The 26,542-nt window shown below is 56.0% G+C and carries 21 protein-coding genes, 2 tRNA genes, 3 rRNA genes and 1 other annotated feature; of the genes, 16 read left to right on the forward strand and 10 right to left on the reverse strand.

The window, feature by feature from the left end:
• The first annotated feature begins 10 nt into the window (after positions 1-10).
• Genes rimM through rplS form a run of 3 tightly spaced genes read left to right on the forward strand, consistent with a single transcriptional unit; the run spans position 11 to position 1,752 of the window.
• A complete protein-coding gene (rimM, locus tag AC6I79_RS04730) occupies positions 11-559 on the forward strand; it encodes a ribosome maturation factor RimM (protein WP_021507326.1) in 549 nt (182 codons plus the stop codon).
• A gap of 35 nt (positions 560-594) precedes the next feature.
• Positions 595-1,359 carry a tRNA (guanosine(37)-N1)-methyltransferase TrmD gene (gene trmD, locus AC6I79_RS04735; RefSeq protein WP_021507325.1) on the forward strand — a complete coding sequence of 255 codons (765 nt, stop codon included), beginning with the start codon at positions 595-597 and terminating at the stop codon, positions 1,357-1,359.
• A 42-nt stretch (positions 1,360-1,401) separates the two neighbouring features.
• Positions 1,402-1,752 (forward strand): 50S ribosomal protein L19, encoded by a 351-nt coding sequence (rplS, locus tag AC6I79_RS04740; RefSeq protein ID WP_021507324.1) that lies wholly within the window; start codon positions 1,402-1,404, stop codon positions 1,750-1,752.
• 57 nt (positions 1,753-1,809) lie between these two features.
• Here the strand turns inward: rplS and AC6I79_RS04745 are convergent, their stop codons facing one another.
• On the reverse strand, positions 1,810-2,331 hold the full coding sequence (locus AC6I79_RS04745; RefSeq protein WP_021507323.1) for a GNAT family N-acetyltransferase: 522 nt from the start codon (positions 2,329-2,331) through the stop codon (positions 1,810-1,812).
• Positions 2,332-2,634: 303 nt separating this feature from the next.
• Here AC6I79_RS04745 and AC6I79_RS04750 point away from each other — a divergent pair, with 303 nt between their 5' ends.
• On the forward strand, positions 2,635-3,714 hold the full coding sequence (locus AC6I79_RS04750; protein ID WP_021507322.1) for a 3-deoxy-7-phosphoheptulonate synthase: 1,080 nt from the start codon (positions 2,635-2,637) through the stop codon (positions 3,712-3,714).
• Between the two features lie 6 nt (positions 3,715-3,720).
• Entirely contained in the window at positions 3,721-4,842 is a 1,122-nt protein-coding gene (gene tyrA / locus AC6I79_RS04755) for a bifunctional chorismate mutase/prephenate dehydrogenase (RefSeq protein ID WP_021507321.1), read from the forward strand.
• A 33-nt stretch (positions 4,843-4,875) separates the two neighbouring features.
• On the opposite strand, the gene pheA is transcribed toward tyrA, so the two are convergent.
• From pheA to raiA, 3 genes are all read right to left on the reverse strand, one after another.
• Complete coding sequence (pheA, locus tag AC6I79_RS04760; protein ID WP_021507320.1) at positions 4,876-6,039, reverse strand: bifunctional chorismate mutase/prephenate dehydratase; 1,164 nt, start codon at positions 6,037-6,039, stop codon at positions 4,876-4,878.
• A gap of 22 nt (positions 6,040-6,061) precedes the next feature.
• Positions 6,062-6,186 (reverse strand) — a sequence feature (Phe leader region).
• Positions 6,138-6,185 carry a pheA operon leader peptide PheL gene (gene pheL / locus AC6I79_RS04765; protein ID WP_121497579.1) on the reverse strand — a complete coding sequence of 16 codons (48 nt, stop codon included), beginning with the start codon at positions 6,183-6,185 and terminating at the stop codon, positions 6,138-6,140. Its footprint overlaps the feature before it by 48 nt.
• A 97-nt stretch (positions 6,187-6,283) precedes the next feature.
• Entirely contained in the window at positions 6,284-6,610 is a 327-nt protein-coding gene (gene raiA, locus AC6I79_RS04770; RefSeq protein WP_021507319.1) for a ribosome-associated translation inhibitor RaiA, read from the reverse strand.
• Between the two features lie 64 nt (positions 6,611-6,674).
• On the opposite strand from raiA, the gene AC6I79_RS04775 reads away from it, so the two are divergent.
• Complete coding sequence (locus tag AC6I79_RS04775) at positions 6,675-6,866, forward strand: hypothetical protein (protein ID WP_021507318.1); 192 nt, start codon at positions 6,675-6,677, stop codon at positions 6,864-6,866.
• An 11-nt stretch (positions 6,867-6,877) separates the two neighbouring features.
• Here the strand turns inward: AC6I79_RS04775 and bamD are convergent, their stop codons facing one another.
• Positions 6,878-7,618 carry an outer membrane protein assembly factor BamD gene (bamD, locus tag AC6I79_RS04780; protein WP_058759616.1) on the reverse strand — a complete coding sequence of 247 codons (741 nt, stop codon included), beginning with the start codon at positions 7,616-7,618 and terminating at the stop codon, positions 6,878-6,880.
• A 129-nt stretch (positions 7,619-7,747) separates the two neighbouring features.
• Between bamD and rluD the strand changes: the two genes are divergently transcribed.
• The 9 genes from rluD to AC6I79_RS04825 all read left to right on the forward strand — a co-directional run bounded on the left by rluD (position 7,748) and on the right by AC6I79_RS04825 (position 19,474).
• Entirely contained in the window at positions 7,748-8,728 is a 981-nt protein-coding gene (gene rluD, locus AC6I79_RS04785) for a 23S rRNA pseudouridine(1911/1915/1917) synthase RluD (protein WP_021507316.1), read from the forward strand.
• Positions 8,725-9,453: a purine nucleoside phosphorylase YfiH gene (gene yfiH / locus AC6I79_RS04790; RefSeq protein WP_021507315.1), complete on the forward strand. Its 729-nt coding sequence runs from the start codon at positions 8,725-8,727 to the stop codon at positions 9,451-9,453. Before rluD ends, yfiH begins: the two co-directional genes overlap by 4 nt.
• A 125-nt stretch (positions 9,454-9,578) precedes the next feature.
• On the forward strand, positions 9,579-12,152 hold the full coding sequence (gene clpB / locus AC6I79_RS04795) for an ATP-dependent chaperone ClpB (protein WP_021507314.1): 2,574 nt from the start codon (positions 9,579-9,581) through the stop codon (positions 12,150-12,152).
• A 474-nt stretch (positions 12,153-12,626) separates the two neighbouring features.
• Positions 12,627-14,168, forward strand: a 16S ribosomal RNA gene (locus AC6I79_RS04800).
• A 74-nt stretch (positions 14,169-14,242) separates the two neighbouring features.
• A tRNA-Ile gene (locus AC6I79_RS04805) sits at positions 14,243-14,319 on the forward strand.
• A 149-nt stretch (positions 14,320-14,468) separates the two neighbouring features.
• Positions 14,469-14,544: transfer RNA gene (locus AC6I79_RS04810), tRNA-Ala, on the forward strand.
• A gap of 198 nt (positions 14,545-14,742) precedes the next feature.
• Positions 14,743-17,646, forward strand: a 23S ribosomal RNA gene (locus AC6I79_RS04815).
• 199 nt (positions 17,647-17,845) lie between these two features.
• Positions 17,846-17,961 (forward strand): 5S ribosomal RNA (gene rrf, locus AC6I79_RS04820).
• The 16S, 23S and 5S rRNA genes sit together here with 2 tRNA genes alongside, the layout of an rRNA operon.
• Before the next feature lie 211 nt (positions 17,962-18,172).
• A complete protein-coding gene (locus tag AC6I79_RS04825; RefSeq protein ID WP_211725403.1) occupies positions 18,173-19,474 on the forward strand; it encodes an MFS family transporter in 1,302 nt (433 codons plus the stop codon).
• On the opposite strand, the gene AC6I79_RS04830 is transcribed toward AC6I79_RS04825, so the two are convergent.
• From AC6I79_RS04830 to trxC, 5 genes are all read right to left on the reverse strand, one after another.
• A complete protein-coding gene (locus AC6I79_RS04830) occupies positions 19,475-19,795 on the reverse strand; it encodes a YfiM family lipoprotein (protein ID WP_211725402.1) in 321 nt (106 codons plus the stop codon).
• A gap of 3 nt (positions 19,796-19,798) precedes the next feature.
• Positions 19,799-21,157, reverse strand: a complete 1,359-nt coding sequence (gene pssA, locus AC6I79_RS04835) for a CDP-diacylglycerol--serine O-phosphatidyltransferase (RefSeq protein WP_176428114.1) — start codon at positions 21,155-21,157, stop codon at positions 19,799-19,801.
• Positions 21,158-21,240: 83 nt separating this feature from the next.
• On the reverse strand, positions 21,241-23,928 hold the full coding sequence (locus AC6I79_RS04840; RefSeq protein WP_394521733.1) for a bifunctional acetate--CoA ligase family protein/GNAT family N-acetyltransferase: 2,688 nt from the start codon (positions 23,926-23,928) through the stop codon (positions 21,241-21,243).
• A gap of 86 nt (positions 23,929-24,014) precedes the next feature.
• A complete protein-coding gene (locus AC6I79_RS04845; RefSeq protein ID WP_394521455.1) occupies positions 24,015-24,707 on the reverse strand; it encodes a tRNA-uridine aminocarboxypropyltransferase in 693 nt (230 codons plus the stop codon).
• 76 nt (positions 24,708-24,783) lie between these two features.
• Positions 24,784-25,203: a thioredoxin TrxC gene (gene trxC, locus AC6I79_RS04850; RefSeq protein WP_021313847.1), complete on the reverse strand. Its 420-nt coding sequence runs from the start codon at positions 25,201-25,203 to the stop codon at positions 24,784-24,786.
• Between the two features lie 156 nt (positions 25,204-25,359).
• Between trxC and AC6I79_RS04855 the strand changes: the two genes are divergently transcribed.
• A complete protein-coding gene (locus AC6I79_RS04855; protein WP_021506463.1) occupies positions 25,360-26,502 on the forward strand; it encodes a tRNA/rRNA methyltransferase in 1,143 nt (380 codons plus the stop codon).
• Positions 26,503-26,542: the final 40 nt, after the last annotated feature.

Here is a 26,542-nt window from a genome sequence, read left to right on the forward strand (position 1 = left end):
GGTGGTGAGCATGAGCAGTAAACCTGCCGCACAGCCTCCCGTTAACCCAATCATTCTGGGCAAAATGGGTGCCGCTTACGGAATTCGGGGTTGGCTCAAAGTGTTTTCCTCCACTGAAGACGCTGAAAGCATCTTCGACTATCAACCCTGGTTTATCCAGCGCGCCGGTCAATGGCAGCAGGTAGAGCTTGAGGGTTGGAAGCACCACAATCAGGACCTGATCATCAAAGTCAAAGGCATTGACGATCGGGACGCTGCAGCACAGTTGACCAATTGCGAAATTACGGTTGACTCCACGCAGCTGCCGGCGCTGGAAGAGGGCGATTACTACTGGAAAGACCTGATGGGTTGCAAAGTGGTAAACCTCGACGGCTACGAGATGGGCAAAGTCATTGATTTGATGGAGACCGGCTCAAACGACGTTCTCGTCGTAAAGGCAAACCTGAAAGATGCATTCGGTGTACAGGAGCGGTTAATACCGTTTCTTGATGAACAGGTTATCAAGAAAGTCGATCTCGCTACTGGCACCATTGAAGTAGACTGGGATCCTGGTTTTTGATCTCCGGACAATCCGGTAACGTAACGGCGAACGCGATGTGGATTGGTGTTATTAGCCTGTTTCCTGAGATGTTTCGCGCTATTACCGAGTACGGGGTAACTGGCCGGGCAGTAAAGAATGGCCTGCTCAACATAGAGAGCTGGAGTCCACGTGACTTCACGCATGACCGGCACCGTACCGTGGACGATCGTCCTTACGGCGGCGGACCGGGTATGTTGATGATGGTGCAACCCTTACGGGATGCTATCCACGCAGCGAAAGCGGCGGCGGGAGAAGGCGCTAAGGTGATTTATCTTTCACCTCAGGGTCGCAAACTTGACCAGCAAGGCGTTTGCGAACTGGCGACCAGCCAGAAGTTAATTCTGGTTTGCGGTCGTTATGAAGGGATAGATGAGCGTGTGATTCACACTGAGATTGATGAAGAATGGTCAATCGGTGATTACGTGCTCAGTGGCGGTGAGCTGCCAGCGATGACGTTAATTGACTCGGTCGCCCGGTTTATTCCTGGCGTGCTGGGGAAACAGGCGTCAGCCGATGAGGATTCGTTCTCGGAAGGTCTGCTGGATTGCCCGCACTATACCCGACCTGAAGTGTTAGAAGGGATGGAGGTTCCGCCAGTTCTGCTGTCGGGCAACCATGCCGATATTCGCCGCTGGCGCCTGAAACAGTCGCTGGGCCGTACCTGGCTAAGAAGACCTGAACTTCTGGAAAACCTGGCTCTGACTGAAGAGCAAGCAAGGTTGCTAAGTGAGTTCCAGCGGGAACATCAGCAGCAACAAAACGATGAGGTGGAAGAGTAATCTTCCCTGACTATCAGTTTACCCAGGATAAGAGATTTAATTATGAGCAACATTATCAAGCAACTTGAACAAGAGCAGATGAAACAGGACGTACCTTCCTTCCGTCCGGGTGATTCCGTGGAAGTGAAAGTATGGGTCGTTGAAGGTTCTAAGAAACGTCTGCAGGCATTCGAGGGCGTGGTTATCGCTATTCGTAACCGCGGTCTGCACTCTGCATTCACTGTTCGCAAGATTTCTAACGGCGAAGGCGTTGAGCGTGTCTTCCAGACTCACTCTCCGGTAATTGACAGCATTACTGTCAAACGTCGTGGTGCTGTGCGTAAAGCCAAACTGTACTACCTGCGTGAGCGTACCGGTAAGTCAGCTCGTATCAAAGAGCGTCTTGGCGCGTAAGCGACATCCCAAAGTTAATAGCAAACAAGGGGTTGGCCATAAGGCCAGCCCCTTTTTTTATGGGCGTCTGAGGTGATAGATCGCCGTGTTGACCGGCCCGCTCTCCAGCACAATCAACCCGTAGCGGTAATCCACAAACGAGAAGCCGCTGCGCAGGGCCACGGCGCGGCTGGCGTGATTCTCTTCTGCAGCAAGAATCTCCAGCACAGTTATGTGTGGCTGGGCGAACGCCAGATTCACCAGCTGTGCCACTGCCCGGCGGGCAACGCCCTGTTGCTGCGCCTCGCTGCGAACCCAGTAGCCCAGCGCACTGAACTCACCGGGCTGACGCGCATAACGTAAGCCAGCACCGCCCAGCAACCGATCGTTGCCATCAACAATCGCGAACTCTTCAGCTTCACCCTTTTGACGCTGCAGATGGGTGAAGTTGATCCAGCTCACGGCTTCATCAACGCTGTAATCCGCATGTGCCCATACCATCCACGGCAGCAGGCTGTTCAGAGACTGATTAACGGCATGCGTAAACGCTTCGGCATCCTGCAGAATAAAAGGACGCAGCGCGACTTCAGGGATGGACATAAAGCGATCCTGAATTAATCAAATGGATAACAGCATGTTAGCGATATCGTAAGGAAAAAACATCTGGCCTGGTCAGATGGGTGTAATTATAACTTTACATTTTTGTTTGATGGAACTTACAGGCTTTAAGGTTGTTAACTTAATGATTTATATATTTTAATTAACTTTTATTTTGTAGTTTAAAAGAGAGTGGTAATAAAAGTGTACATGCATGGATTGCATGATTTACATGCTGTGGTAAAGTAAGCGTCATCCTCAGTGAGGATCGTAAAACCGCATAACGAGTGAAAAAGGATCGCCATCATGCAAAAAGACGCGCTGAACAATGTGCATATCGCCGACGAACAGATTTTAATCACGCCACAGGAACTGAAAGCGAAGTTCCCGCTGACTGCGGCGCAGGAAGCGCAAATTGCCGCTTCCCGCCAGACCATCGCGGATATCATCGCGGGTCGCGATCCGCGTCTGCTGGTGGTGTGCGGTCCCTGCTCGATTCACGATACCGAAGCCGCACTGGATTACGCTCGTCAGTTACAAACACTCTCAGCACAGTTGAAGGATCAGCTGTATATCGTTATGCGCGTCTATTTTGAAAAACCCCGTACCACCGTCGGCTGGAAAGGGTTAATCAACGATCCTTACATGAACAACTCGTTTGATATGGAAGCCGGCCTGCACATTGCGCGTCAGCTGCTGGTCAATCTTGTGGAGATGGGCCTGCCGCTGGCCACCGAAGCACTCGACCCCAATAGCCCGCAATACCTCGGCGATCTGTTTAGCTGGTCGGCGATTGGGGCGCGTACCACAGAATCGCAGACGCACCGTGAAATGGCGTCTGGCCTGTCGATGCCGGTAGGCTTTAAAAACGGCACCGATGGCAGCCTCGGCACCGCAATCAACGCCATGCGCGCCGCTGCGATGCCGCACCGCTTCGTCGGCATTAACCAGGCCGGTCAGGTGTGCCTGCTGCAAACTCAGGGCAACCCGGATGGTCACGTGATTCTGCGCGGTGGCAAAGCGCCAAACTACGGCCCGGAAGATGTCGCGCAGTGTGAAAAAGAGATGCTGAAAGCGGGACTGCGTCCGGCCTTAATGATAGATTGCAGCCATGGCAATTCTAACAAAGACTATCGCCGTCAGCCTGGCGTAGCCGAATCGGCTATCGCGCAGATTAAAGATGGAAACCGCTCCATCATTGGCCTGATGCTGGAAAGTAATATTCACGAAGGCAACCAGTCTTCTGAGCAACCGCGTAGCGAGATGAAGTACGGGGTTTCCGTCACTGATGCCTGCATCAACTGGGAAACCACTGAAACTTTGCTGCGTGAAATCCATCGGGATCTGCAGGGAGTGCTGTCGGCGCGTCTGTCACACGAGGTGTAATGAGTCATGGTGGCTGAACTGACCGCGCTGCGCGATCAAATTGATGAAGTAGATAAAGCCCTGCTGGGGCTGCTGGCGAAACGACTGGCGCTGGTGGCCGAAGTCGGCGAAGTCAAAAGCCGCTACGGTTTACCGATTTATGTGCCTGAGCGCGAGGCCAGTATGCTGGCGTCGCGTCGTCAGGAAGCGGAAGCGCTCGGCGTGTCGCCGGACCTGATCGAAGATGTACTGCGTCGTCTGATGCGTGAATCCTATGCGCATGAAAATGACAAAGGCTTCAAAACGCTGTGTCCTGAACTGCGTCCGGTGGTGATTGTCGGCGGCGGCGGTCAGATGGGACGTCTGTTCGAGAAGATGCTGACGCTCTCCGGCTATCAGGTGCGTATTCTTGATAAAGATGACTGGCCGCGCGCGGATGAACTGCTGCACGATGCGGGCATGGTGATCATCAGCGTGCCGATCCACCTGACCGAACAGATCATTGCCGATCTGCCAGCGCTGCCTGATGACTGCATTCTGGTGGATCTGGCGTCGGTGAAGAACCGTCCGCTGCAGGCGATGCTGGCGGCGCACAGCGGCCCGGTACTGGGACTGCATCCGATGTTCGGTCCGGACAGCGGCAGCCTGGCGAAGCAGGTGGTGGTATGGTGCGATGGCCGTCAGCCGGAAGCCTATCAGTGGTTCCTGGAACAGATTCAGGTGTGGGGCGCGCGCTTACACCGCATCAGTGCGGTTGAGCACGATCAGAACATGGCGTTCATTCAGGCGCTGCGCCACTTCGCCACGTTTGCTTACGGTTTGCATCTGGCGGAAGAGAACGTCAATCTGGATCAACTGCTGGCGCTGTCCTCGCCTATCTATCGCCTCGAACTGGCGATGGTAGGACGGCTGTTTGCGCAGGACCCGCAGCTGTACGCCGACATTATCATGTCGTCGGAAAGTAATCTGGCGCTGATTAAACGCTACTATCAGCGTTTTGGTGAAGCCATCACGCTGCTGGAGCAGGGCGATAAACAGGCGTTCATCAACAGCTTTGAGCGTGTGGAACACTGGTTTGGTGACTACGCGAAACGCTTCCTTGTCGAGAGCCGCAGCATGCTGCGCTCCGCCAACGACAGTCGCCAGTAATGATTAAGGCATCCGCGAGGATGCCTTTTTGTTTTACAGACGCGGTTCTACCGGTACCACGTTCTCACCGGGATAGCAGCCCAGCACCTTCAGTGAACGCGTGAGCGCACGCAGTTCTTCCAGCGCCTGCTGCATATTCTCCGACTGCAGATTGCCCTGCACATCAATGTAAAACATCTCTTCCCACGGGTTACCGTTGATTGGCCGGTTTTCCAGCTTGCTCATGATCAGATTGTGATTACGCAACACCAGCAGTGCTTCAACCAGCGCGCCGGCCTGCTGGCCCGTCGCCATAATCAGCGTGGTTTTGGCCGGCACCTGGCTGGAGACTTCAATCGGTTTACGCGCGAGCACAATGAAGCGGGTATGGTTCTGCTGCTGATTCGCCAGGTTGCGCTCCAGCACCTGCAGACCATACAGCTCACCGCCGGCTTCGCTGCCCAGCGCGGCCACGTGCGGCGAGTTCATCGCGGCTACTTTTTCCATCGCCGCCGCCGTACTTTCGGTGTATTCGATTTTCCACTGCGGGAAGCGGTTGATGAACTGGCTGCACTGCTGGAACGGCTGCGGATGGCTATACACGGTTTCAATCTGCTGCAAATCGGTATTACCGCTAACCAGCACGCAGTGTTCGATAGGAATCGTCAGCTCGCCGACGATCGACAGCGACGTTTGCTGCAGCAAATCATATACGTCATTGATCGAGCCGGAACTGGTGTTTTCAATCGGCATCACCGCGTAATCCGCCTGACCGCTTTCAACCTGCTGAATGATGTCGTGGAATTTCAGACACCCCATTTCCACCATCGAATCGAAGTGGCGCGTGGCGTATTTACGGGCGGCAAGGTGCGAATAGGAGCCTTTTGGGCCGAGGAAGGCGATGCGCGGCGCGTGCGCATGTGGATGATTCAGGTTTTTCTGCAGCAGCGCCTGCTGGGTCAGCACCGAATCCTCAATCACTAACTGGAACAGGCGCGTGATGTAGTGCGCATCCAGCTGATGTTTTTTACCCAGCGCGATGAGATTTTCCAGCAGGGCGCGTTCGCGCTCGACGTCACGAATCGGGCGATGGGTGGCCAGCTTGGCCTGCGCTACCTCAACGGCCAGCGCGCGCCGTTCAGCCAGCAGCGTTAACAGCCTGGCATCGACAGCGCTGATCTTATCGCGTAACGCCAGCAGCGGATTCTCGGGATTCATAGGGCTCACCTGTAAAATGTCCAATAAAAAAGCCTCCCGGTTGGGAGGCTTTGTTGTTCGTCTTCGCATTCATTTTCACACGACGAATCGCCTCCCAATCAGGGGAAGGTAAAAAAGAATGCGAAGAAGAACGGCAGTAGTTTCATGATCAATTCCGGCAATAAAGTGAACTGAGAGTAACCGCACAGCTTAAAAGCTGTCAATAAAAAACGCGCCCGCAGGCGCGTTGCTGAAAAGCGATAAATTACCCGGCAGGGGTGAAATCTTTAACACTGCTGGTGGCGCGCCGTGCTTCAGGCTTGTGCTGTGCTTTATTTAGCTGGCGCTCCAGCTTGGCGATCAAGTCATTGATGGCCGTATACATATCATCGTGTTTCGCGCTGGCGACCAGCGTGCCGTTTGGCGTGTTAATGGTGGCATCGGCCACAAATTCTTTCGGCTCTTTCGATAACACAATGTGCGGATTTATCAGGTGGGTTTGCCATTTTTCCAGCTTGGCGAGACGGTCTTCGACATGGTTGCGGATTGCCGCAGTGATTTCCATTTGTTTGCTGGTAATGTTCAGAATCATAGTTAAACCTCTCTGTCATTTCCGTCTGGGTAGGACCAGCATACCGCGCAAATCAGGAAAATGTGTGATCTGGATCACATTGGAATGTCACTTTTTGTCAATGCCAGCGAATTGTGAGAAAGGCCGGGAAAAGGGCGAAAAAAGCTTGATGCACAGCGGGGACAGGGGCAAGATTGATGAGTTAACCGTAGCGGAAAAACCCGTTGCAGACGGTTTTCTGACCAAAAAAAAGCAGCCACAGCGGCTGCTTTTTTAATGGCACGAAAATCAGGACGCGCTATTCGCCGCAATGATTTTCGCGACTTTGTCGGCTTCCGTCGTCAGCTGCAGCTGGCGATAGGCATTTTCCATCAACGGCAGCGCGTCACGCGTGGCCTGGGTGTCCGGATAATCGCGCATCATACCTTCAACCCGATTAACAACGGCGACATAGGCACCGCGCTTGGTATAGAATTGCGCCACGGAGAGCTCATACTTCGCCAGGCGATCTTTCAGGAACGTCAGACGTTTCTGCGCATCTGCCGCGTACTGGCTGTTCGGATAGCCGCGCAGTAGCTGAGAGAAGTCACGGAATGCATCACGCGCATGGGTAGGATCGCGGTCGGAACGATCGATCCCGAAGAAGCCCTGCAGCGCGGAATCATCCAGTGCCATGTCCGTCAGGCCCTTCATATAGATCACGTAATCAATGTTAGGGTGCGTCGGGTTCAGGCGCATAAAGCGGGAAATGGCGGCTTGCGCCAGTGGCAGATCGGCATTTTTGTAGTACGCGTAGATCAAATCCAGCTGCACTTGCTGCGAGTAAGGACCAAACGGATAACGGTTATCCAGCGCTTCCAGTTGCTTAATCGCCGCTTTAAAGTTACCGTCCTGCAGCTTTTGCTGCGCTGTGGCGTAAATTTCAGACGGCGGGCTGTCCGGGACCGGGTCCGATGAGCCGGAACAGCCCACCAGTGCCAGGCTCAGGCTCAGTGTGGCAGCAGCCACCAGATGTTTCATACGCGTCATGACGAAATGATTATCCTCAAAGTGTTATGGCGGAAGCTGTCCGTATAGCTCCCGGTAATGACCAGTACGATAGCACATTATATTAAACGGCATCGCCGTGAAAACCCAACGTTAACGAAGAAGCTGTATATGGCACAACAAGTTCAACTCACCGCAACGGTGTCCGAAGCACAGCTTGGACAACGCTTAGATCAGACTTTGGCGGAATTGTTCCCTGATTATTCACGTTCCCGCATAAAAGAGTGGATCCTTGAGCGTCGGGTCAGCGTCAACGGCACCATCATCGATAAACCGAAAGAGAAAGTACTCGGCGGTGAGCGGGTGGCGATTGATGCCGAGATCGAAGAGGAGCAGCGCTGGGAAGCGCAAAATATTCCGCTGGATATTGTTTATGAAGATGACCACATCCTGGTGATCAACAAACCGCGCGACTTAGTGGTCCACCCTGGCGCCGGTAATCCGGACGGCACGGTACTGAATGCGCTGCTTTATCACTATCCGGCGATTGCCGACGTGCCGCGCGCCGGCATCGTGCACCGTCTGGATAAAGACACCACCGGACTAATGGTGGTGGCCAAAACGGTACCGGCGCAGACGCATCTGGTTGAAACGCTGCAGCTGCGTGAAATCACCCGTGAATATGAAGCGGTGGCGATTGGCACCATGACCGCCGGCGGTACGGTGAATGAGCCGATGGCGCGTCACTCTACCAAGCGTACCCACATGGCGGTGCATCCGATGGGTAAACCGGCCACCACGCACTATCGCATCATGGAGCATTTCCGCGCCCATACGCGCTTACGCCTGCGCCTGGAAACCGGCCGTACTCACCAGATTCGCGTGCACATGGCGCACATTAATCATCCGCTGGTGGGCGATCCGCTGTACGGTGGTCGTCCGCGTCCGCCAAAGGGCGCTTCTGAGGCTTTTATCAGTACGCTGCGCGGTTTTGACCGCCAGGCGCTGCACGCCACTATGCTGCGTCTTTATCATCCGATCACCGGGATTGAGATGGAGTGGCACGCGCCATTGCCGCAGGACATGGTTGATCTGATTGAGGCACTGAAAGCCGATACCGACGAGTTCCGCGATCAGCTGGACTGGCTATGAGTGACTGGATCGTGCCGCAGTGGCCAGCGCCGGCGCGCGTGCAGGCTTATTCGACCACGCGGCACGGCGGCGTTAGCACTGCGCCATGGGATTCCCTCAACCTTGGCGCGCACGTCGGGGACGAGGCGGATTGCGTGATGCACAATCGTCAGCGCGTGGTCGGGCAACTGGCGCTACCGGCGATGCCGCAGTGGCTGGAGCAGGTACACGGCCAGACGGTGGCGCGTCTGCCGGCGGCTGCGTCCCTGCCGCGAGCCGATGCGGCGATAACGCGGGAAAGCGGCGTGGTGTGTGCAGTGATGACCGCCGACTGTCTGCCGGTGCTGTTTTGCAGCCATGATGGCAGCGAAGTTGCCGCGGCACATGCCGGCTGGCGCGGGTTGTGTCATGGGGTGCTGGAGCAGACGCTGGCACAGTTTCACTGCCCGGCGAGCGAGATTCATGCCTGGCTCGGTCCGGCGATTGGTCCGCAGGCATTTGAAGTGGGGGCCGAGGTGCGCAGTGCGTTCCTGGCGCAGGATGCCGCTGCCGATGCGGCTTTTCGCCCGGCCGGCGAGAAATATTTTGCCGATATCTGGCTGCTGGCAACCCAGCGTCTGCAGGCCGCTGGCGTGCGATCTGTCACGGCTGATGCGCGCTGCACCTATCAGGAAAGCGCCGATTTTTTCTCCTTCCGACGCGACGGAATCACCGGGCGTATGGCAACTTTGATTTGGCTGAGATAACCTTACGCCGCAAGACGATCCAGTAAGCGTATTTTTTGCTCACAACTCAGGTCATTAACCTTGAAAATTTGAGGGATGACCTCATTTAATCTCCAGTAGCATTTTGACCTGTAATGGGAGGAATCATGCGTCTGGATCGTCTTACCAACAAATTCCAGTTGGCCCTGGCCGATGCACAGTCCCTTGCTCTGGGACACGATAATCAATTCATCGAACCCCTGCACCTGATGAGCGCGCTGCTCAACCAGGAGGGTGGATCGGTACGTCCGCTGCTCAGCGCGGCGGGAGCGGATGTCGCTAACCTGCGTACCAGCATTGAACAAGCCATCAATCGTTTGCCGCAGGTCGAAGGGACCGACGGCGACGTTCAGCCATCAGCGGATTTGGTCCGGGTACTGAATCTGTGTGACAAGCTGGCGCAAAAGCGCGGCGACAACTTTATTTCATCTGAATTATTTGTTCTGGCGGCCCTCGAATCGCGCGGCTCGCTGGCGGATTTACTGAAGTCTGCCGGTGCCACGGCGGACAAACTCGCTAAGGCCATCGAGCAACTGCGGGGAGGGGAAAACGTGAACGATCAGGGGGCTGAAGATCAGCGCCAGGCTTTGAAAAAATACACCATCGATCTGACGGAGCGCGCTGAGCTCGGCAAGTTAGATCCGGTTATCGGGCGTGACGAAGAGATTCGCCGCACCATTCAGGTATTGCAGCGTCGTACCAAAAACAACCCGGTGCTCATCGGTGAGCCGGGCGTCGGTAAAACCGCCATCGTTGAAGGGCTGGCACAGCGCATCATTAACGGCGAAGTGCCGGAAGGGCTGAAAGGCCGGCGCGTACTGGCGCTGGATATGGGCGCGCTGGTGGCCGGCGCGAAATATCGCGGCGAGTTTGAAGAGCGCCTGAAAGGCGTACTGAACGACCTCGCCAAGCAGGAAGGCAACGTCATTCTGTTTATCGATGAGCTGCATACCATGGTCGGCGCCGGTAAAGCCGACGGCGCGATGGATGCCGGCAACATGCTGAAGCCGGCGCTGGCGCGCGGTGAACTGCACTGCGTGGGTGCCACCACGCTGGATGAATATCGCCAGTACATTGAGAAAGATGCCGCGCTGGAGCGCCGCTTCCAGAAAGTGTTCGTCGCCGAACCGAGCGTGGAAGACACCATCGCCATTCTGCGTGGCCTGAAAGAGCGTTATGAGCTGCATCACCATGTGCAAATTACCGATCCGGCGATTGTGGCTGCGGCAACGTTGTCGCACCGCTATATTGCCGATCGCCAGTTGCCGGATAAAGCCATCGACCTGATTGATGAAGCGGCGTCGAGTATTCGTTTGCAGATTGACTCCAAGCCGGAACCGCTCGATCGTCTCGAACGGCGCATCATCCAGCTCAAACTGGAGCAGCAGGCGCTGAAGAAAGAATCGGATGACGCCAGCGTTAAGCGTCTGGAGATGCTGGAAAGCGAGCTGGATCAGAAAGAGCGCGAATATGCTGAGCTCGAAGAAGAGTGGAAAGCGGAAAAAGCCTCGCTGACCGGTACGCAAAACATCAAAGCCGAGCTGGAGCAGGCGCGTCTGGCTATGGAGCAGGCACGGCGTGTGGGTGACCTTGGCCAGATGTCGGAACTGCAGTACGGCAAAATTCCGGAGCTGGAAAAACAGCTGGCAAGCGCCACGCAGGCTGAAGGTAAAACCATGAAGCTGTTACGCAACCGCGTAACGGATGTCGAGATCGCCGATGTGCTGGCGCGCTGGACCGGTATTCCGGTGGCCCGCATGATGGAAGGCGAGCGCGATAAACTGTTGCGGATGGAGCAGGAGCTGCATGCCCGGGTTATCGGCCAGGACGAAGCGGTTGAAGCGGTATCGAACGCCATTCGCCGTAGCCGCGCCGGTTTGTCTGACCCGAACCGGCCGATCGGATCGTTCCTGTTCCTTGGACCGACCGGTGTCGGTAAAACCGAGTTGTGCAAGGCGCTGGCTAATTTCCTGTTCGATAGCGATGACGCGATGGTGCGTATCGACATGTCGGAATTCATGGAGAAACATTCGGTGTCGCGTCTGGTCGGGGCACCTCCAGGCTACGTTGGTTATGAAGAGGGCGGTTACCTGACAGAGGCGGTGCGTCGTCGCCCTTACTCGGTGATTTTGCTGGATGAGGTGGAAAAAGCGCATCCGGATGTGTTCAACATTCTGCTGCAGGTGCTGGATGATGGGCGTCTGACCGATGGTCAGGGGCGCACCGTGGACTTCCGCAATACCGTGGTGATTATGACATCTAACCTCGGTTCGGATCTGATTCAGGAACGTTTCGGCGCGCTTGATTACGCGGAAATGAAAGATGTGGTGATGACGGTCGTCGGACACCATTTCCGTCCAGAGTTTATCAACCGTATTGATGAGGTGGTGGTATTCCATCCGCTGGGTGAAAAACATATTGCCTCGATTGCGCAGATTCAGCTGCAGCGGCTGTATCAGCGTCTGGAAGAGCGCGGTTATCAGCTGCACATTTCCGACGCGGCGCTGAAACTGCTGGGCGAAAATGGTTACGATCCGGTTTACGGCGCGCGGCCATTGAAACGGGCTATTCAGCAGCAGATTGAAAACCCGCTGGCGCAGAAGATTTTGTCTGGCGCGCTGGTTCCGGGAAAAACCATCGAAATGGATGTGCAGGACGATGCCATCGTCGCACATCAATAACGCAACGTGACAAAAACGGGCCTCAGGGCCCGTTTTTTTATGCTGTTTCGCAAGAATTAGCTGGTTTTTGCAACGTGTTGCCTGGAAAGTGAGCGGTCGCGCAAAAACTGCAAATTAGCGCTTGTCAGGCGAAACGAAGTCCCTATAATGCGCCACCACTGAGACGGCAAAGCGGCAACGCAGACGGCTCAGCAGGGCGTGAAGTGATTCACCCCGCCGGAGAAAAACGCTGAAAAAAGTGTTTGACTCTGAAGGAGGAAAGCGTAATATACGCCACCTCGCGACAGCAGGCCGAACGCCGCGTCGCACCGCTCTTTAACAATTTATCAGACAATCTGTGTGGGCACTCGCAGGATTGATATCACAAGCCTACGGGCTTTAAAAAATATCAAGTCTTTGCTGAGTGAACACGTAATTCATTACGAAGTTTAATTCACAGAGCATCGCTGCACTCGTTGCAGCAAATCAAACTTTAAATTGAAGAGTTTGATCATGGCTCAGATTGAACGCTGGCGGCAGGCCTAACACATGCAAGTCGAACGGCAGCACAGAAGAGCTTGCTCTTTGGGTGGCGAGTGGCGGACGGGTGAGTAATGTCTGGGAAACTGCCCGATGGAGGGGGATAACTACTGGAAACGGTAGCTAATACCGCATAACGTCGCAAGACCAAAGTGGGGGACCTTCGGGCCTCACACCATCGGATGTGCCCAGATGGGATTAGCTAGTAGGTGGGGTAATGGCTCACCTAGGCGACGATCCCTAGCTGGTCTGAGAGGATGACCAGCCACACTGGAACTGAGACACGGTCCAGACTCCTACGGGAGGCAGCAGTGGGGAATATTGCACAATGGGCGCAAGCCTGATGCAGCCATGCCGCGTGTATGAAGAAGGCCTTCGGGTTGTAAAGTACTTTCAGCGGGGAGGAAGGCGGTGAGGTTAATAACCTTGCCGATTGACGTTACCCGCAGAAGAAGCACCGGCTAACTCCGTGCCAGCAGCCGCGGTAATACGGAGGGTGCAAGCGTTAATCGGAATTACTGGGCGTAAAGCGCACGCAGGCGGTCTGTTAAGTCAGATGTGAAATCCCCGGGCTTAACCTGGGAACTGCATTTGAAACTGGCAGGCTTGAGTCTCGTAGAGGGGGGTAGAATTCCAGGTGTAGCGGTGAAATGCGTAGAGATCTGGAGGAATACCGGTGGCGAAGGCGGCCCCCTGGACGAAGACTGACGCTCAGGTGCGAAAGCGTGGGGAGCAAACAGGATTAGATACCCTGGTAGTCCACGCCGTAAACGATGTCGACTTGGAGGTTGTGCCCTTGAGGCGTGGCTTCCGGAGCTAACGCGTTAAGTCGACCGCCTGGGGAGTACGGCCGCAAGGTTAAAACTCAAATGAATTGACGGGGGCCCGCACAAGCGGTGGAGCATGTGGTTTAATTCGATGCAACGCGAAGAACCTTACCTGGCCTTGACATCCAGAGAACTTAGCAGAGATGCTTTGGTGCCTTCGGGAACTCTGAGACAGGTGCTGCATGGCTGTCGTCAGCTCGTGTTGTGAAATGTTGGGTTAAGTCCCGCAACGAGCGCAACCCTTATCCTTTGTTGCCAGCGGCTCGGCCGGGAACTCAAAGGAGACTGCCGGTGATAAACCGGAGGAAGGTGGGGATGACGTCAAGTCATCATGGCCCTTACGGCCAGGGCTACACACGTGCTACAATGGCGCATACAAAGAGAAGCGACCTCGCGAGAGCAAGCGGACCTCATAAAGTGCGTCGTAGTCCGGATTGGAGTCTGCAACTCGACTCCATGAAGTCGGAATCGCTAGTAATCGTAGATCAGAATGCTACGGTGAATACGTTCCCGGGCCTTGTACACACCGCCCGTCACACCATGGGAGTGGGTTGCAAAAGAAGTAGGTAGCTTAACCTTCGGGAGGGCGCTTACCACTTTGTGATTCATGACTGGGGTGAAGTCGTAACAAGGTAACCGTAGGGGAACCTGCGGTTGGATCACCTCCTTACCTGAAGATACTTTCCCGCGAAGTGCTCACACAGATTGTCTGATAGAAAAGTAACGAGCAGAAAAAACCTCTACAGGCTTGTAGCTCAGGTGGTTAGAGCGCACCCCTGATAAGGGTGAGGTCGGTGGTTCAAGTCCACTCAGGCCTACCAGATTTCTTCTCATGCTGCGTTATGTTTCCGGCTCGCATAGTTCACTATGCTTCGCGAAAACATGCCTTGCCTGAGACGAAATCACATTTCCCGTGTGAGAAACGTGACTCCTGGTGAGTGGATGTAGATGGTCTCTGCAGTGACTGTATGGGGCTATAGCTCAGCTGGGAGAGCGCCTGCCTTGCACGCAGGAGGTCAGCGGTTCGATCCCGCTTAGCTCCACCATTACAGTACTGAAACTTACTTCAGAGTATACCGGCGACGGTGTGCTGCGAAGTATTTGCTCTTTAACAATCCGGAACAAGCTGAAAATTTGAAACGACGCGTCGCGTTCATTCTCCGTAATAAGAATGAAATGGCGATGCGTTCGAGTCTCTCAAATGCTTGCAGTCCGCAGCGTTGCAAAACGCCTGTGGGTTGTGAGGTTAAGCGACTAAGCGTACACGGTGGATGCCCTGGCAGTCAGAGGCGATGAAGGACGTGCTAATCTGCGAAAAGCGACGGTAAGGTGATATGAACCGCTACAGCCGTCGATGTCCGAATGGGGAAACCCGGTGCACTCTGTGCATCATCGTTTGATGAATACATAGTCAAACGAGGCGAACCGGGGGAACTGAAACATCTAAGTACCCCGAGGAAAAGAAATCAACCGAGATTCCCCCAGTAGCGGCGAGCGAACGGGGAGCAGCCCAGGACCTGAATCAGCTTGTGCATCAGTGGAAGCGTCTGGAAAGTCGCGCGATACCGGGTGACAGCCCCGTACACGAAGATGCACAGGTTGTGAGTCCGACGAGTAGGGCGGGACACGTGGTATCCTGTCTGAACATGGGGGGACCATCCTCCAAGGCTAAATACTCCTGACTGACCGATAGTGAACCAGTACCGTGAGGGAAAGGCGAAAAGAACCCCGGCGAGGGGAGTGAAACAGAACCTGAAACCGTGTACGTACAAGCAGTGGGAGCACCTTCGGGTGTGACTGCGTACCTTTTGTATAATGGGTCAGCGACTTATATTCTGTAGCAAGGTTAACCGCATAGGGGAGCCGAAGGGAAACCGAGTCTTAATTGGGCGTTAAGTTGCAGGGTATAGACCCGAAACCCGGTGATCTAGCCATGGGCAGGTTGAAGGTTGGGTAACACTAACTGGAGGACCGAACCGACTAATGTTGAAAAATTAGCGGATGACTTGTGGCTGGGGGTGAAAGGCCAATCAAACCGGGAGATAGCTGGTTCTCCCCGAAAGCTATTTAGGTAGCGCCTCGTGAACTCATCTCCGGGGGTAGAGCACTGTTTCGGCTAGGGGGCCATCCCGGCTTACCAACCCGATGCAAACTGCGAATACCGGAGAATGTTATCACGGGAGACACACGGCGGGTGCTAACGTCCGTCGTGAAGAGGGAAACAACCCAGACCGCCAGCTAAGGTCCCAAAGTCATGGTTAAGTGGGAAACGATGTGGGAAGGCACAGACAGCCAGGATGTTGGCTTAGAAGCAGCCATCATTTAAAGAAAGCGTAATAGCTCACTGGTCGAGTCGGCCTGCGCGGAAGATGTAACGGGGCTAAACCATGCACCGAAGCTGCGGCAGCGACACTATGTGTTGTTGGGTAGGGGAGCGTTCTGTAAGCCGCTGAAGGTGTGCTGTGAGGCATGCTGGAGGTATCAGAAGTGCGAATGCTGACATAAGTAACGATAAAGCGGGTGAAAAGCCCGCTCGCCGGAAGACCAAGGGTTCCTGTCCAACGTTAATCGGGGCAGGGTGAGTCGACCCCTAAGGCGAGGCTGAAAAGCGTAGTCGATGGGAAACAGGTTAATATTCCTGTACTTGGTGTTACTGCGAAGGGGGGACGGAGAAGGCTAGGTTATCCGGGCGACGGTTGTCCCGGTTTAAGCGTGCAGGTGTGAAGACCAGGCAAATCCGGTCTTCTTTAACACTGAGGCGTGATGACGAGCCGCTACGGCGGTGAAGTAACTGATGCCCTGCTTCCAGGAAAAGCCTCTAAGCTCCAGGTAACACGAAATCGTACCCCAAACCGACACAGGTGGTCAGGTAGAGAATACCAAGGCGCTTGAGAGAACTCGGGTGAAGGAACTAGGCAAAATGGTGCCGTAACTTCGGGAGAAGGCACGCTGGCGCGTAGGTGAAGGGACTTGCTCCCGGAGCCGAGGCCAGTCGAAGATACCAGCTGGCTGCAACTGTTTATTAAAAACACAGCACTGTGCAAACACGAAAGTGGACGTATACGGTGTGACGCCTGCCCGGTGCCGGAAGGTTAATTGATGGGGTTATCCGCAAGGAGAAGCTCTTGATCGAAGCCCCGGTAAACGGCGGCCGTAACTATAACGGTCCTAAGGTAGCGAAATTCCTTGTCGGGTAAGTTCCGACCTGCACGAATGGCGTAATGATGGCCAGGCTGTCTCCACCCGAGACTCAGTGAAATTGAAATCGCTGTGAAGATGCAGTGTACCCGCGGCAAGACGGAAAGACCCCGTGAACCTTTACTATAGCTTGACACTGAACATTGAGCCTTGATGTGTAGGATAGGTGGGAGGCTTTGAAGCGTGGACGCCAGTCTGCGTGGAGCCAACCTTGAAATACCACCCTTTAATGTTTGATGTTCTAACGTAGGCCCGTAATCCGGGCTGCGGACAGTGTCTGGTGGGTAGTTTGACTGGGGCGGTCTCCTCCCAAAGCGTAACGGAGGAGCACGAAGGTTGGCTAATCCTGGTCGGACATCAGGAGGTTAGTGCAATGGCATAAGCCAGCTTGACTGCGAGAGTGACGGCTCGAGCAGGTGCGAAAGCAGGTCATAGTGATCCGGTGGTTCTGAATGGAAGGGCCATCGCTCAACGGATAAAAGGTACTCCGGGGATAACAGGCTGATACCGCCCAAGAGTTCATATCGACGGCGGTGTTTGGCACCTCGATGTCGGCTCATCACATCCTGGGGCTGAAGTAGGTCCCAAGGGTACGGCTGTTCGCCGTTTAAAGTGGTACGCGAGCTGGGTTTAGAACGTCGTGAGACAGTTCGGTCCCTATCTGCCGTGGGCGCTGGAGAATTGAGGGGGGTTGCTCCTAGTACGAGAGGACCGGAGTGAACGCACCGCTGGTGTTCGGGTTGTCATGCCAATGGCACTGCCCGGTAGCTAAGTGCGGAAGAGATAAGTGCTGAAAGCATCTAAGCACGAAACTTGCCCCGAGATGAGTTCTCCCTGACCCTTTAAGGGTCCTGAAGGGACGTTGAAGACGACGACGTTGATAGGCCGGGTGTGTAAGCGCAGCGATGCGTTGAGCTAACCGGTACTAATGACCCGTGAGGCTTAACCTTACAACGCCAGAGGCGTTTTGGTCTGAGAGACCGAAGAAGAATTTTCAGCTTTGTTCACCGGATTACGTCCAGTGGATTTTGTGCTGTGACAAGGCGGCACGCGAGACGACGTGAAGGAGCATACACGAGTATGTGACTGAGCGGCGCGAGCGGGGCAACGCAGTCAGAGCGCGAAAGACGCGGACGAAAACAGAATTTGCCTGGCGGCAACAGCGCGGTGGTCCCACCTGACCCCATGCCGAACTCAGAAGTGAAACGCCGTAGCGCCGATGGTAGTGTGGGGCCTCCCCATGCGAGAGTAGGGAACTGCCAGGCATCAAATAAGTAAAAAAGCCCCGAACGAGAGTCCGGGGCTTTTTTACGTCTGGCGATCGCCAAATCCACTTCACCCCTTGCAAAATCTCTCCCTAAAACTCCAGCTCTGTCACATTTTGTCATCCTGAACGGGCTCTGATTCCCCCGCGCTGCTCTCAGATGCTTTACTCATTGCTTTAGCGATGTTCTTCGCAAGGAAATGAGGTAAAAGATGACCGACTTACAACAAAAATCGGCCCAGCCGGAAGCGGCAGCCGTCAGTAAACAACGCATCTGGGCCATTGTCGGCGCGTCGTCCGGCAATCTGGTCGAATGGTTTGATTTTTACGTCTACTCGTTCTTTTCGCTCTATTTTGCCCATGTATTTTTCCCGGCCGGCGACACCACTACCCAGCTGCTGCAAACGGCCGGCGTGTTTGCGGCGGGCTTCTTAATGCGTCCTATCGGTGGCTGGCTATTCGGCTACATCGCGGACCGTCACGGCCGAAAAAGTTCGATGCTGATCTCGGTATGCATGATGTGTTTTGGTTCGCTGGTCATCGCCTGTTTACCCGGCTACGGCGAAATCGGCATTGCGGCGCCGGTGATTTTGCTGCTGGCGCGCATGTTTCAGGGCTTATCGGTGGGCGGTGAATATGGTACCAGCGCTACCTACATGAGTGAGGTGGCACTGGAAGGGCACAAAGGCTTCTACGCGTCGTTCCAGTACGTCACCCTGATTGGCGGTCAGCTGTTAGCCGTGCTGACAGTCGTGGTACTGCAACAAATCCTCAGTGATGAAGCGCTGCGCAGCTGGGGCTGGCGTATCCCGTTCTTTCTTGGCGCGGTTCTGGCAGTGGTCGCTCTGTGGTTGCGTCGCTCACTGAATGAAACCTCCGAGAAAAAGCACCGGGAACATCGCGATGCCGGCAGTATTTTGGGCCTGCTGCGTAACCACTCACGTGCCTTCCTGATGGTGCTTGGCTTTACCGCTGGCGGATCGCTAAGCTTCTATACCTTCACAACCTACATGCAAAAATATCTGGTGAACACGGCGGGTATGGATGCGCGCAGCGCCAGTGCGTTGATGACCGGCGCGCTGCTGGTATTCATGCTGATTCAGCCAATTGTGGGCGCGCTGTCAGATAAGATTGGCCGGCGGGCATCAATGATGATCTTTGGCGCTGGCGCAGCTATCTGTACCGTGCCGATTTTGATGTTGCTGCAGAATGTGCAAAGTAGCGGGCTGGCGTTCGTGCTGGTGATGCTGGCGCTGATTATTACCAGTTTCTACACCGCCATCAGTGGCATCCTTAAAGCGGAGATGTTCCCGCCGGAAGTGCGTGCACTGGGCGTGGGGCTTTCCTATGCGGTAGCTAACGCTATCTTTGGCGGTTCGGCCGAATACGTGGCGCTGTTGCTGAAGAAGCACGGCATCGAAACCACCTTCTTCTGGTATGTCTCGGCAATGGGTGCGCTGGCATTTCTGGTATCGCTGATGCTGCACCGCAAAGGCAAGGGGATTGCGCTGTGATTACTGGCTCAGGTTCCACAGGGCAATGCCGCTGGCCGCACCGGCGACATCCCAGCTGAGATCTTTCCAGCTCCAGCCGCTCCCGGCAGGGCGGCTGTCCCAGGCTTCTTTGGCCACGCCGAAGCTTAGCGAAAAGAGCAGGCCGAAGCGCAGATTTTGCCCGCGGCTCTGATGTTGATGCTGAGCGATCTCACTGCCGGCGGCAGCCAGGGCGGCAGAGGAGAAAAAGTGTTGCGCCTTATCCTGGCCGGTCCAGTTGTCCTGCGCCACATGCGCACATCCGCTACACAGTAATACCGCACAGAGGATGAGCGCACGCATCGGCTACAGCAGACGGCTAATAAGGCGATCGATACGGATGCGACGCAGACGGCGAATCAGCTTACGCACCTTTGCCGGATAATCAGAGATGCTCTCCAGCTCGCGGAAATGTTTCACCACCGTGGTGTGCTGACGGATCAGCGCCAGTTCCTTATCGCGCTGCTCTGCCAGCTGGTTGAGCGGATCGTGAATCAGCACCGCATTTTCCAGGTCGAGTCGCCAGGCGCGCGGATTGAGGTTATTACCGGTGATCATCATCCACTCGTCATCAACCCAGATGCCTTTCAGGTGATAGCTGTTGTCGCCATCTTTCCACAAACGTACCGTCAGCTGGCCGTTATTGACGTAATACTGCAACCGGCTGAGGAAGCGACGCAGGTTGATTTCATACAGATAGGGCAGCGCACCGATAATCTTGAACGGCTCGTGTGGCGGAATGTAGAAATCGTTGGCGGTTTTATCGCCGACGATGATCTCGACCTCTTTGCCCTGACGCAGCAGCTGGATCAGATTGCGCACCAGAATGGCTGGCAGGTTAAAGTACGGCGTGCACAGCGTGAGCTTACGCTCGGCGCAGGGCATTAAATGGAAGATGGTTTTATTCAGCAGGCTACGTTTACCCAGCCCGACCAGCGGCGTGACGGCCAGTGATTCGTTGCCGGCATCACCGGTAAACTGATAGTTGAAGCTGCGCAGCTCCTGACGAAACTGGCGGGTTTCATTCTTGATTTCCGGGCTGGAGGGACGTTCGGCCTGGTCGAGACGGTTAACGGCCTCAGAATGTTTGAGATTCTCGCCAATCCACTGAAACATGGTGTCCGCCAGCTGCGGATTACGGATCAGCTGATAACGGTCATAACGGTATTTGTCATGCTGATGCAGATAAACATCGTTCAGGCTGGCACCGCTGTAGAGCAGCGTATCGTCAATGATAAAGCCTTTCAGATGCAGCACACCAAGCGCTTCACGGGTATTCACCGGAATGCCATACACCGGAATCGCGATATCGGGATGCTGCGCCGCCATTTCGCAATACCAGTCGGCGTTCGTCAGGCCGCGCGCGGCACCGATACGGCCGCGCTGCGCACGATGCCAGTCCACCAGAATGCTGACATCCAGTTCCGGGCGCGCCTGACGCGCTGCATACAGCGCCTGCATGATGCTGCGTCCGCCGTCATCATTTTCCAGATACAGGGCGGCGATGCAGATACGTTTTTCTGCCGTGGCGATTTTCGTCAGCAGGGTTTCACGAAACTCGGCGGGCGAGTAAAGCGTGGTCACATCCGACACGGACTGTGACAGTTTAGGCAGCTGTGCGAGGTGTTGTTGGTGTTTATTGCGTTTGAATTTAGACAACATCACAGTGCACTTCTTCTCTGTTCATTGTATGGCCTTTTGCCATCAAATCATGATCCTAACGGTAAATAATAACATCAACCGGCCGGTTAAGGAGGATTTTTACCTTTCTCTACAGCCAGGCCGCCGGTGTCAGCCAGCGGTAAATTCAGGCTGACAATGCCATCATCCAGTTGAATATTCACACGAAAATTGAGTTTTCGCGCCAGGGTAATCATGCCGGTATTGTGCGGCATGGTGATACCGTTCAATTGTTGCAGGCCATGATCGCGCGTATAGCGGATCATCTTTTCCAGCAGCCGCCGGCCCATGCCCAAACCCTTCAGGTCGGAACGCACCAATACCGAAAATTCTGCGTCGATATTGTCAGCATCGGAGATCGCGCGCGTCACGCCGATAATCTCATCGGCACCGTTATGCTGGCGTACTGCGACAATCGCCATCTCCCGGTCGTAATCGATCTGCGTCATGTTCGCCAAATCGTCGTGGGTAAACTCATTGATCTCACTGAAGTAGCGATAGTAAAGGTCTTCTTTGGTGACCTGGGCGATGAAGGCACGTAGCTGCGGTTCATCCTCCGGCAGAATCGGCCGAAACAGGCAGCGCTGGCCATCTTTAAGCTGCACCTGCTCTTCCAGATGGTGCGGATAGGGACGAATCGCCAGCCGCGCCTCACTGTCGCCATGAAACGGAGCCAGCTGCAGCGTCACGTCCAGCAGGGTAAAGGTATTGGCGGATGCCAGCAGCGGATGAATATCCAGCCGCTGAATCTCCGGACAGTCCACCACCAGGTTTGATACCTGCACCAGCAGCTGACTCAGACCGGTGATGTCCAGCGGTCGCAGTGCACTGCGGCTGCGCACTTTGCCGCTCTTCAGTGCCTGGATCACCAGATAACGCGCCAGTGTCATATTCAGCGGCGGCAACGCCACGGCGGCCTGCTTGTCAGGCTGCCACTCCACACCGCCTTCGCCCAGCATGATGATTGGGCCAAACAGCGGGTCATGCTCAACCACCACCCGCAACTCCTGTGCACCGGCGCGGTTCGCCATACTTTGCACCAGCAGACCGTCAATGCGCGCCTGCGGATGCGTTTCACGCACGCGATCGAAGATGGCATCTGCTGCCTGTTCAACTTCTGCCGCGCTGCGCAGATAGAGCATCACGCCCTGTACATCCGACTTATGTGCAATATCCGGCGAGCGCAGCTTGAGCGCCACCGGATAACCAATCTGGTCGGCAATCTTAGCGGCAGACTGGCTGTCGCTGGTGATCCAGGTTGGCAGCGTCGCCAGCCCGTAAGCCTGCAGTATGGGCTGCACCTCGTGCGTATCCAGCGTGGTAATGCCGCTATCCAGTGCCTGTTGCAGCAGCTGATGTGCCTCGGCGCTGTTTTGCGTCAGGCCCAGCGGCAGCGCTGGCGTTTCGCGTAGCTGTTTCTGGTTACGCCGATACTCAACCTGGTGCATAAATGCCGTCACTGTGCCTTCTGGCGTGCGCCAGGTCGGAATGCCGGCCTGGGTGAATGCGCGGCGGGCTTCCTGCGAAGAGTGTTCGCCGCACCAGTTGGTCAGCAGCGTCACCTGCTTACCCCGCGGATGCGCGGCCACCGCCGCAATAATCTGCGCAGCGGTTTCACTGGCCGGAGAGACGGCGCTGGGTGAATGGATGATCATCAGCGCATCCAGTTCATGGCTGTCGAGCAGCTGTGTTACGCAGGCCACGTACAGCGCGGGCGTTGCATGATCTTTCAAATCCAGCGGATTACCGCGCCCGATGCCCTCCGGCAGCAGGGCCGCCAGCGCCTGCAGCGTGGGCTCATCCAGCGTCGCCAGCTTGCCGTTACGCGCATAGAGTTCATCCAGCGCCAGCGCTGCCGGGGCGGCGCCGTTGCTGATAATCATCAGGCGCTCACCGCGCAGCGGGCGCATATGGCTGAGCGATTCCACGGCGGAAAACAGCTCATGCGTGTCCTGCACGCGCAGCAGACCGGCGCGCTGAATGGCGGCATCCCAGGCGGCATCCAGCCCGCTGGCGGTGCCGATCATCGCCTGTGCCTGATGGCTGCGACCGCTTTTGATCACCAGAATGGGTTTATTACGCGCTGCGCTACGCGAGGCAGAAACGAAGCGCCGGGCATCGCTCAGATGTTCCAGGTAGAGCAAAATGGCGCTGGTTTTGCCATCGCGTGCAAGAAAATCCAGCAGGTCGTCGACATCAATATCCAGGCTATCGCCCAGTGCGATAAACCACGAAAAGCCCAGGTTGCGCTGTTGCGCCCAGTCGAGAATGGTGTTGGAAACCGCCGCCGATTGCGAAATAAAGGCGATACGTCCTTTCGCAATCGGTACCGGTGAGAAGCTGGCATTCAGCCCCTGCCAGGGGGCTAACAGGCCCAGACTGTTGGGGCCCAGCAGGCGCATCTGCCACTGGCTGGCACAGGCTTTCAGCGCCTCCAGCTGGCTGGCCGGCGCGGATAGAATAATGCAGGCTTTACAGCCTTTTTCTCCCAGCTGCTGTAACAGTTCCAGATTGCGTCTGGCGTGGGTGCAGATAATCGCCAGGTCGGGGGCGAAGGGCAGGCTGGCTACGTCCGGCCAGGCCAGCACGCCGCTGACCGCCTTGTATTTGGGCGTGACCGGCAACACCGGACCGCCAAAGCCGCCCGCCAGCAGGTTGCGCATCATCAGATAGCCAGCGCGGCCCGGTTTTACCGACGCACCCAGCACCGCAATTGATTTCGGTCGTAACAGCGCTTCCAGTCCACGTTGGCTCATCATTCGCTCCTGCTCTCGGGATTGGCATGATTGTAAACGCTTTTGCGCCGGTTGCCGATTTGTCGATGTCAGGCTGCGAGCCAGCTTCAGAAATTATCTGCTTGCGCGTGTATCGGATGGTGGGGTTTACCGGCCAGATAGGCCTGACGGAAGCGTTCAAAGTGTTGCTGCAACGCCTGCGCCGCCGGGATATCACCTGCCTGTTCCAGCAGCGCGGCGGCCACTTCGGCGGTGCAGTGCTGGCCTGGCGCATGGGCTTCGCGCAGCGTGTAGCGCGACGGTGTCGCCACATTCAGTGACATCACCGGAAAGCTATCCAGCCACGGACTTTTGCGAAACATTTTGCGCGCTTCGGTCCAGGTGCCGTCGAGCATAATAAATAGCGGGGGCTTGCCGCCGGTGGGTGGCGTGGTCAGCACCTGGCGATCGGCATCGGCATAGGCACCGGGAAACACCACCATCGGCTGATAATCCGCCGTCTGCACCGCCGCCAGCAGCGCGGCGTCGGGCTCGGTGCGCGACCAGCCAAAGGCCTGGGTTTCCGGCAGAATGTCGGCAATCAGCCGACCGGTATTACTGGGTTTCATTGGTTCAGTATCAAACATCACCAGGCAAAACCGGCTGCGCGCCTGTTGCGGCTGCAGGGTCGCGCACAGACAGTTTTTATGCGGCAGCAGGCAGCGCTGACAGCGCAGCACGCGGTTGCCTCGGGCGAGAAACGGGCGCGTGGCACGCGCTAAACGCTGCGCACGCAGGCGCAGAACGGCATTTTCAGACATAGCATCGCGGACAGGGAAAAACGCCAGTGTAATAGAAGGGCAAAAACAAGGCCAGCGCGTGGCTGGCCCTGGGGGATCAGAGTGATTCGTCGAGCCATTCGTTGAATGGCGCTTTCGGCATCGCACCGTTCAGCATGTCCACCATCTCACCGTTTTTGAACAGCATAATGGTTGGGATGCTGCGGATGCGAAAACGCGTGCTGAGTGCAGGTTCCGCCTCAGTGTTCACTTTCACGAAGCGCACTTTGCCGCGCCGCTCGTCGGCGACGTCTTTAAACACCGGCGCGAAGTTCACGCACGGGCCGCACCATGGCGCCCAGAAGTCGACCACGACCGGCAGATCGTCCTGCAGGTATTTATCCAGCGTGGCCGCCGTGGCATTCACCACTTCACCGCTAAACAGCGCATCGCCGCAGCGACCGCATTTGGCTCCGTCGGCCAGACGTTCTTCTGGAACGCGGTTAGTTGCCTGACAGGAGGCACATACAGTATTCATCGTCACCTCAAACCGGACCTGTAAATCTTAGGATTGGTGAACATTATGAAAAGGTTGAATGCTATGCTCAATCTGGATTAAGCAATAGGTTCAATAGTTGATAGCTAAGCGCCGACACATCAGGTAATCTTCGCGCTCTCAATGCTGGAGGAACAGATGAACGACGAATTTAAAGGCAAAAGCGGCAAGGTAAAAGTGATGTACGTACGTGATGAGGAGGGCGGTCAGAAGCCAAATCCCCGTACCGGCAAAGGCGGCCGTCCTGCTGCGCGCCAGGAAGAGAATCGTCGCTCTGGTCCTCGCAGCACTCGTAATAATGAAGAGAGCGGTCGTCCGCGCACCGCCCGTGGCGATGATGCCGGGCGTTCGCGTGGTCCACGTGATGATGCTGGCCGTTCGCGCGGTCCGCGTGACGATAGCGCGCGCGGTCGTCGCAGCGATCGGGACGATCGCGGCTTCAGTGATTCACCTTGGCGCACCGTGTCACGTCCGCCTGTCGCCGCTGAAGCGGATGCGGGTGACGAAGCGGCCAGCAGCAAGCCGGTTATCGACCCGGAACTGATTCGCCGTCAGCGTCAGGAAGAGACGCGCGTATACGGCGAAAACGCCTGCCAGGCGCTGTTCCAGAGCCGTCCCGAAAGCATCGTCCGTGCGTGGTTTGTGCAAAGCGTCACGCCGCGCTTCCGCGAAACCCTGCGCTGGCTAGCGGCAAACCGCAAAGCCTATCACGTGGTGGACGACGCCGAGCTGGCGAAAGCGTCCGGGACTGAACACCACGGCGGCGTGTGCTTCATTATTAAGAAGCGCATGGGCATGCCGGTGGCGGAATGGCTGCAGCAGGCGCAGAGCAAAGACTGCGTACTGGCGCTGGAAGATGTCAGCAACCCGCACAACCTTGGCGGTATCATGCGCAGCTGCGCGCACTTTGGCGTCAAAGGTTTGCTGGTCAATGATGCCTCGCTGCTGGAGTCGGGTGCCGCAGTTCGCACGGCTGAAGGTGGTGCAGAGCACGTCCAGGCGATCAGCGGCGAAAGCTTTGCTGCGGGTCTGGAAGCATTCCGCAAAGCCGGTTACACCATCGTGACCACATCCAGCCACGCCGGTACGCCACTGGCGCAGGCGGCGCTGCCAGCCAAAATGGTACTGGTGCTGGGTCAGGAGCGTGAAGGTCTGTCAGACAGCGCATTCCAGCAGGGCGATATCAGCCTGTCGATTGGCGGTACCGGCAACGTTGAAAGCCTCAACGTCTCGGTCGCGACCGGTATCCTGCTCGCCGAGTGGTGGCGTCAGAACGCATAAATAAAAAAACGGGCCGCTGTGGCCCGTTTTTGTTTCTGTC

It is taken from the genome of gamma proteobacterium symbiont of Scutellera amethystina (genome assembly GCF_059730845.1).

Excerpts from the sequence above, each read along its gene's own strand:
- bamD (WP_058759616.1), bottom strand. The coding sequence starts at position 7,618 with ATGACGCGTATGAAACATCTGGTGGCTGCTGCCACACTGAGCCTGAGC.
- clpB (WP_021507314.1), top strand. The coding sequence starts at position 9,579 with ATGCGTCTGGATCGTCTTACCAACAAATTCCAGTTGGCCCTGGCCGAT.
- AC6I79_RS04840 (WP_394521733.1), bottom strand. The coding sequence starts at position 23,928 with ATGAGCCAACGTGGACTGGAAGCGCTGTTACGACCGAAATCAATTGCG.
- AC6I79_RS04845 (WP_394521455.1), bottom strand. The coding sequence starts at position 24,707 with ATGTCTGAAAATGCCGTTCTGCGCCTGCGTGCGCAGCGTTTAGCGCGT.
- AC6I79_RS04825 (WP_211725403.1), top strand. The coding sequence starts at position 18,173 with ATGACCGACTTACAACAAAAATCGGCCCAGCCGGAAGCGGCAGCCGTC.
- trmD (WP_021507325.1), top strand. The coding sequence starts at position 595 with ATGTGGATTGGTGTTATTAGCCTGTTTCCTGAGATGTTTCGCGCTATT.
- rimM (WP_021507326.1), top strand. The coding sequence starts at position 11 with ATGAGCAGTAAACCTGCCGCACAGCCTCCCGTTAACCCAATCATTCTG.
- AC6I79_RS04750 (WP_021507322.1), top strand. The coding sequence starts at position 2,635 with ATGCAAAAAGACGCGCTGAACAATGTGCATATCGCCGACGAACAGATT.
- rluD (WP_021507316.1), top strand. The coding sequence starts at position 7,748 with ATGGCACAACAAGTTCAACTCACCGCAACGGTGTCCGAAGCACAGCTT.
- AC6I79_RS04745 (WP_021507323.1), bottom strand. The coding sequence starts at position 2,331 with ATGTCCATCCCTGAAGTCGCGCTGCGTCCTTTTATTCTGCAGGATGCC.
- raiA (WP_021507319.1), bottom strand. The coding sequence starts at position 6,610 with ATGATTCTGAACATTACCAGCAAACAAATGGAAATCACTGCGGCAATC.
- rplS (WP_021507324.1), top strand. The coding sequence starts at position 1,402 with ATGAGCAACATTATCAAGCAACTTGAACAAGAGCAGATGAAACAGGAC.
- pheA (WP_021507320.1), bottom strand. The coding sequence starts at position 6,039 with ATGAATCCCGAGAATCCGCTGCTGGCGTTACGCGATAAGATCAGCGCT.
- trxC (WP_021313847.1), bottom strand. The coding sequence starts at position 25,203 with ATGAATACTGTATGTGCCTCCTGTCAGGCAACTAACCGCGTTCCAGAA.
- tyrA (WP_021507321.1), top strand. The coding sequence starts at position 3,721 with ATGGTGGCTGAACTGACCGCGCTGCGCGATCAAATTGATGAAGTAGAT.
- AC6I79_RS04830 (WP_211725402.1), bottom strand. The coding sequence starts at position 19,795 with ATGCGTGCGCTCATCCTCTGTGCGGTATTACTGTGTAGCGGATGTGCG.
- AC6I79_RS04855 (WP_021506463.1), top strand. The coding sequence starts at position 25,360 with ATGAACGACGAATTTAAAGGCAAAAGCGGCAAGGTAAAAGTGATGTAC.
- yfiH (WP_021507315.1), top strand. The coding sequence starts at position 8,725 with ATGAGTGACTGGATCGTGCCGCAGTGGCCAGCGCCGGCGCGCGTGCAG.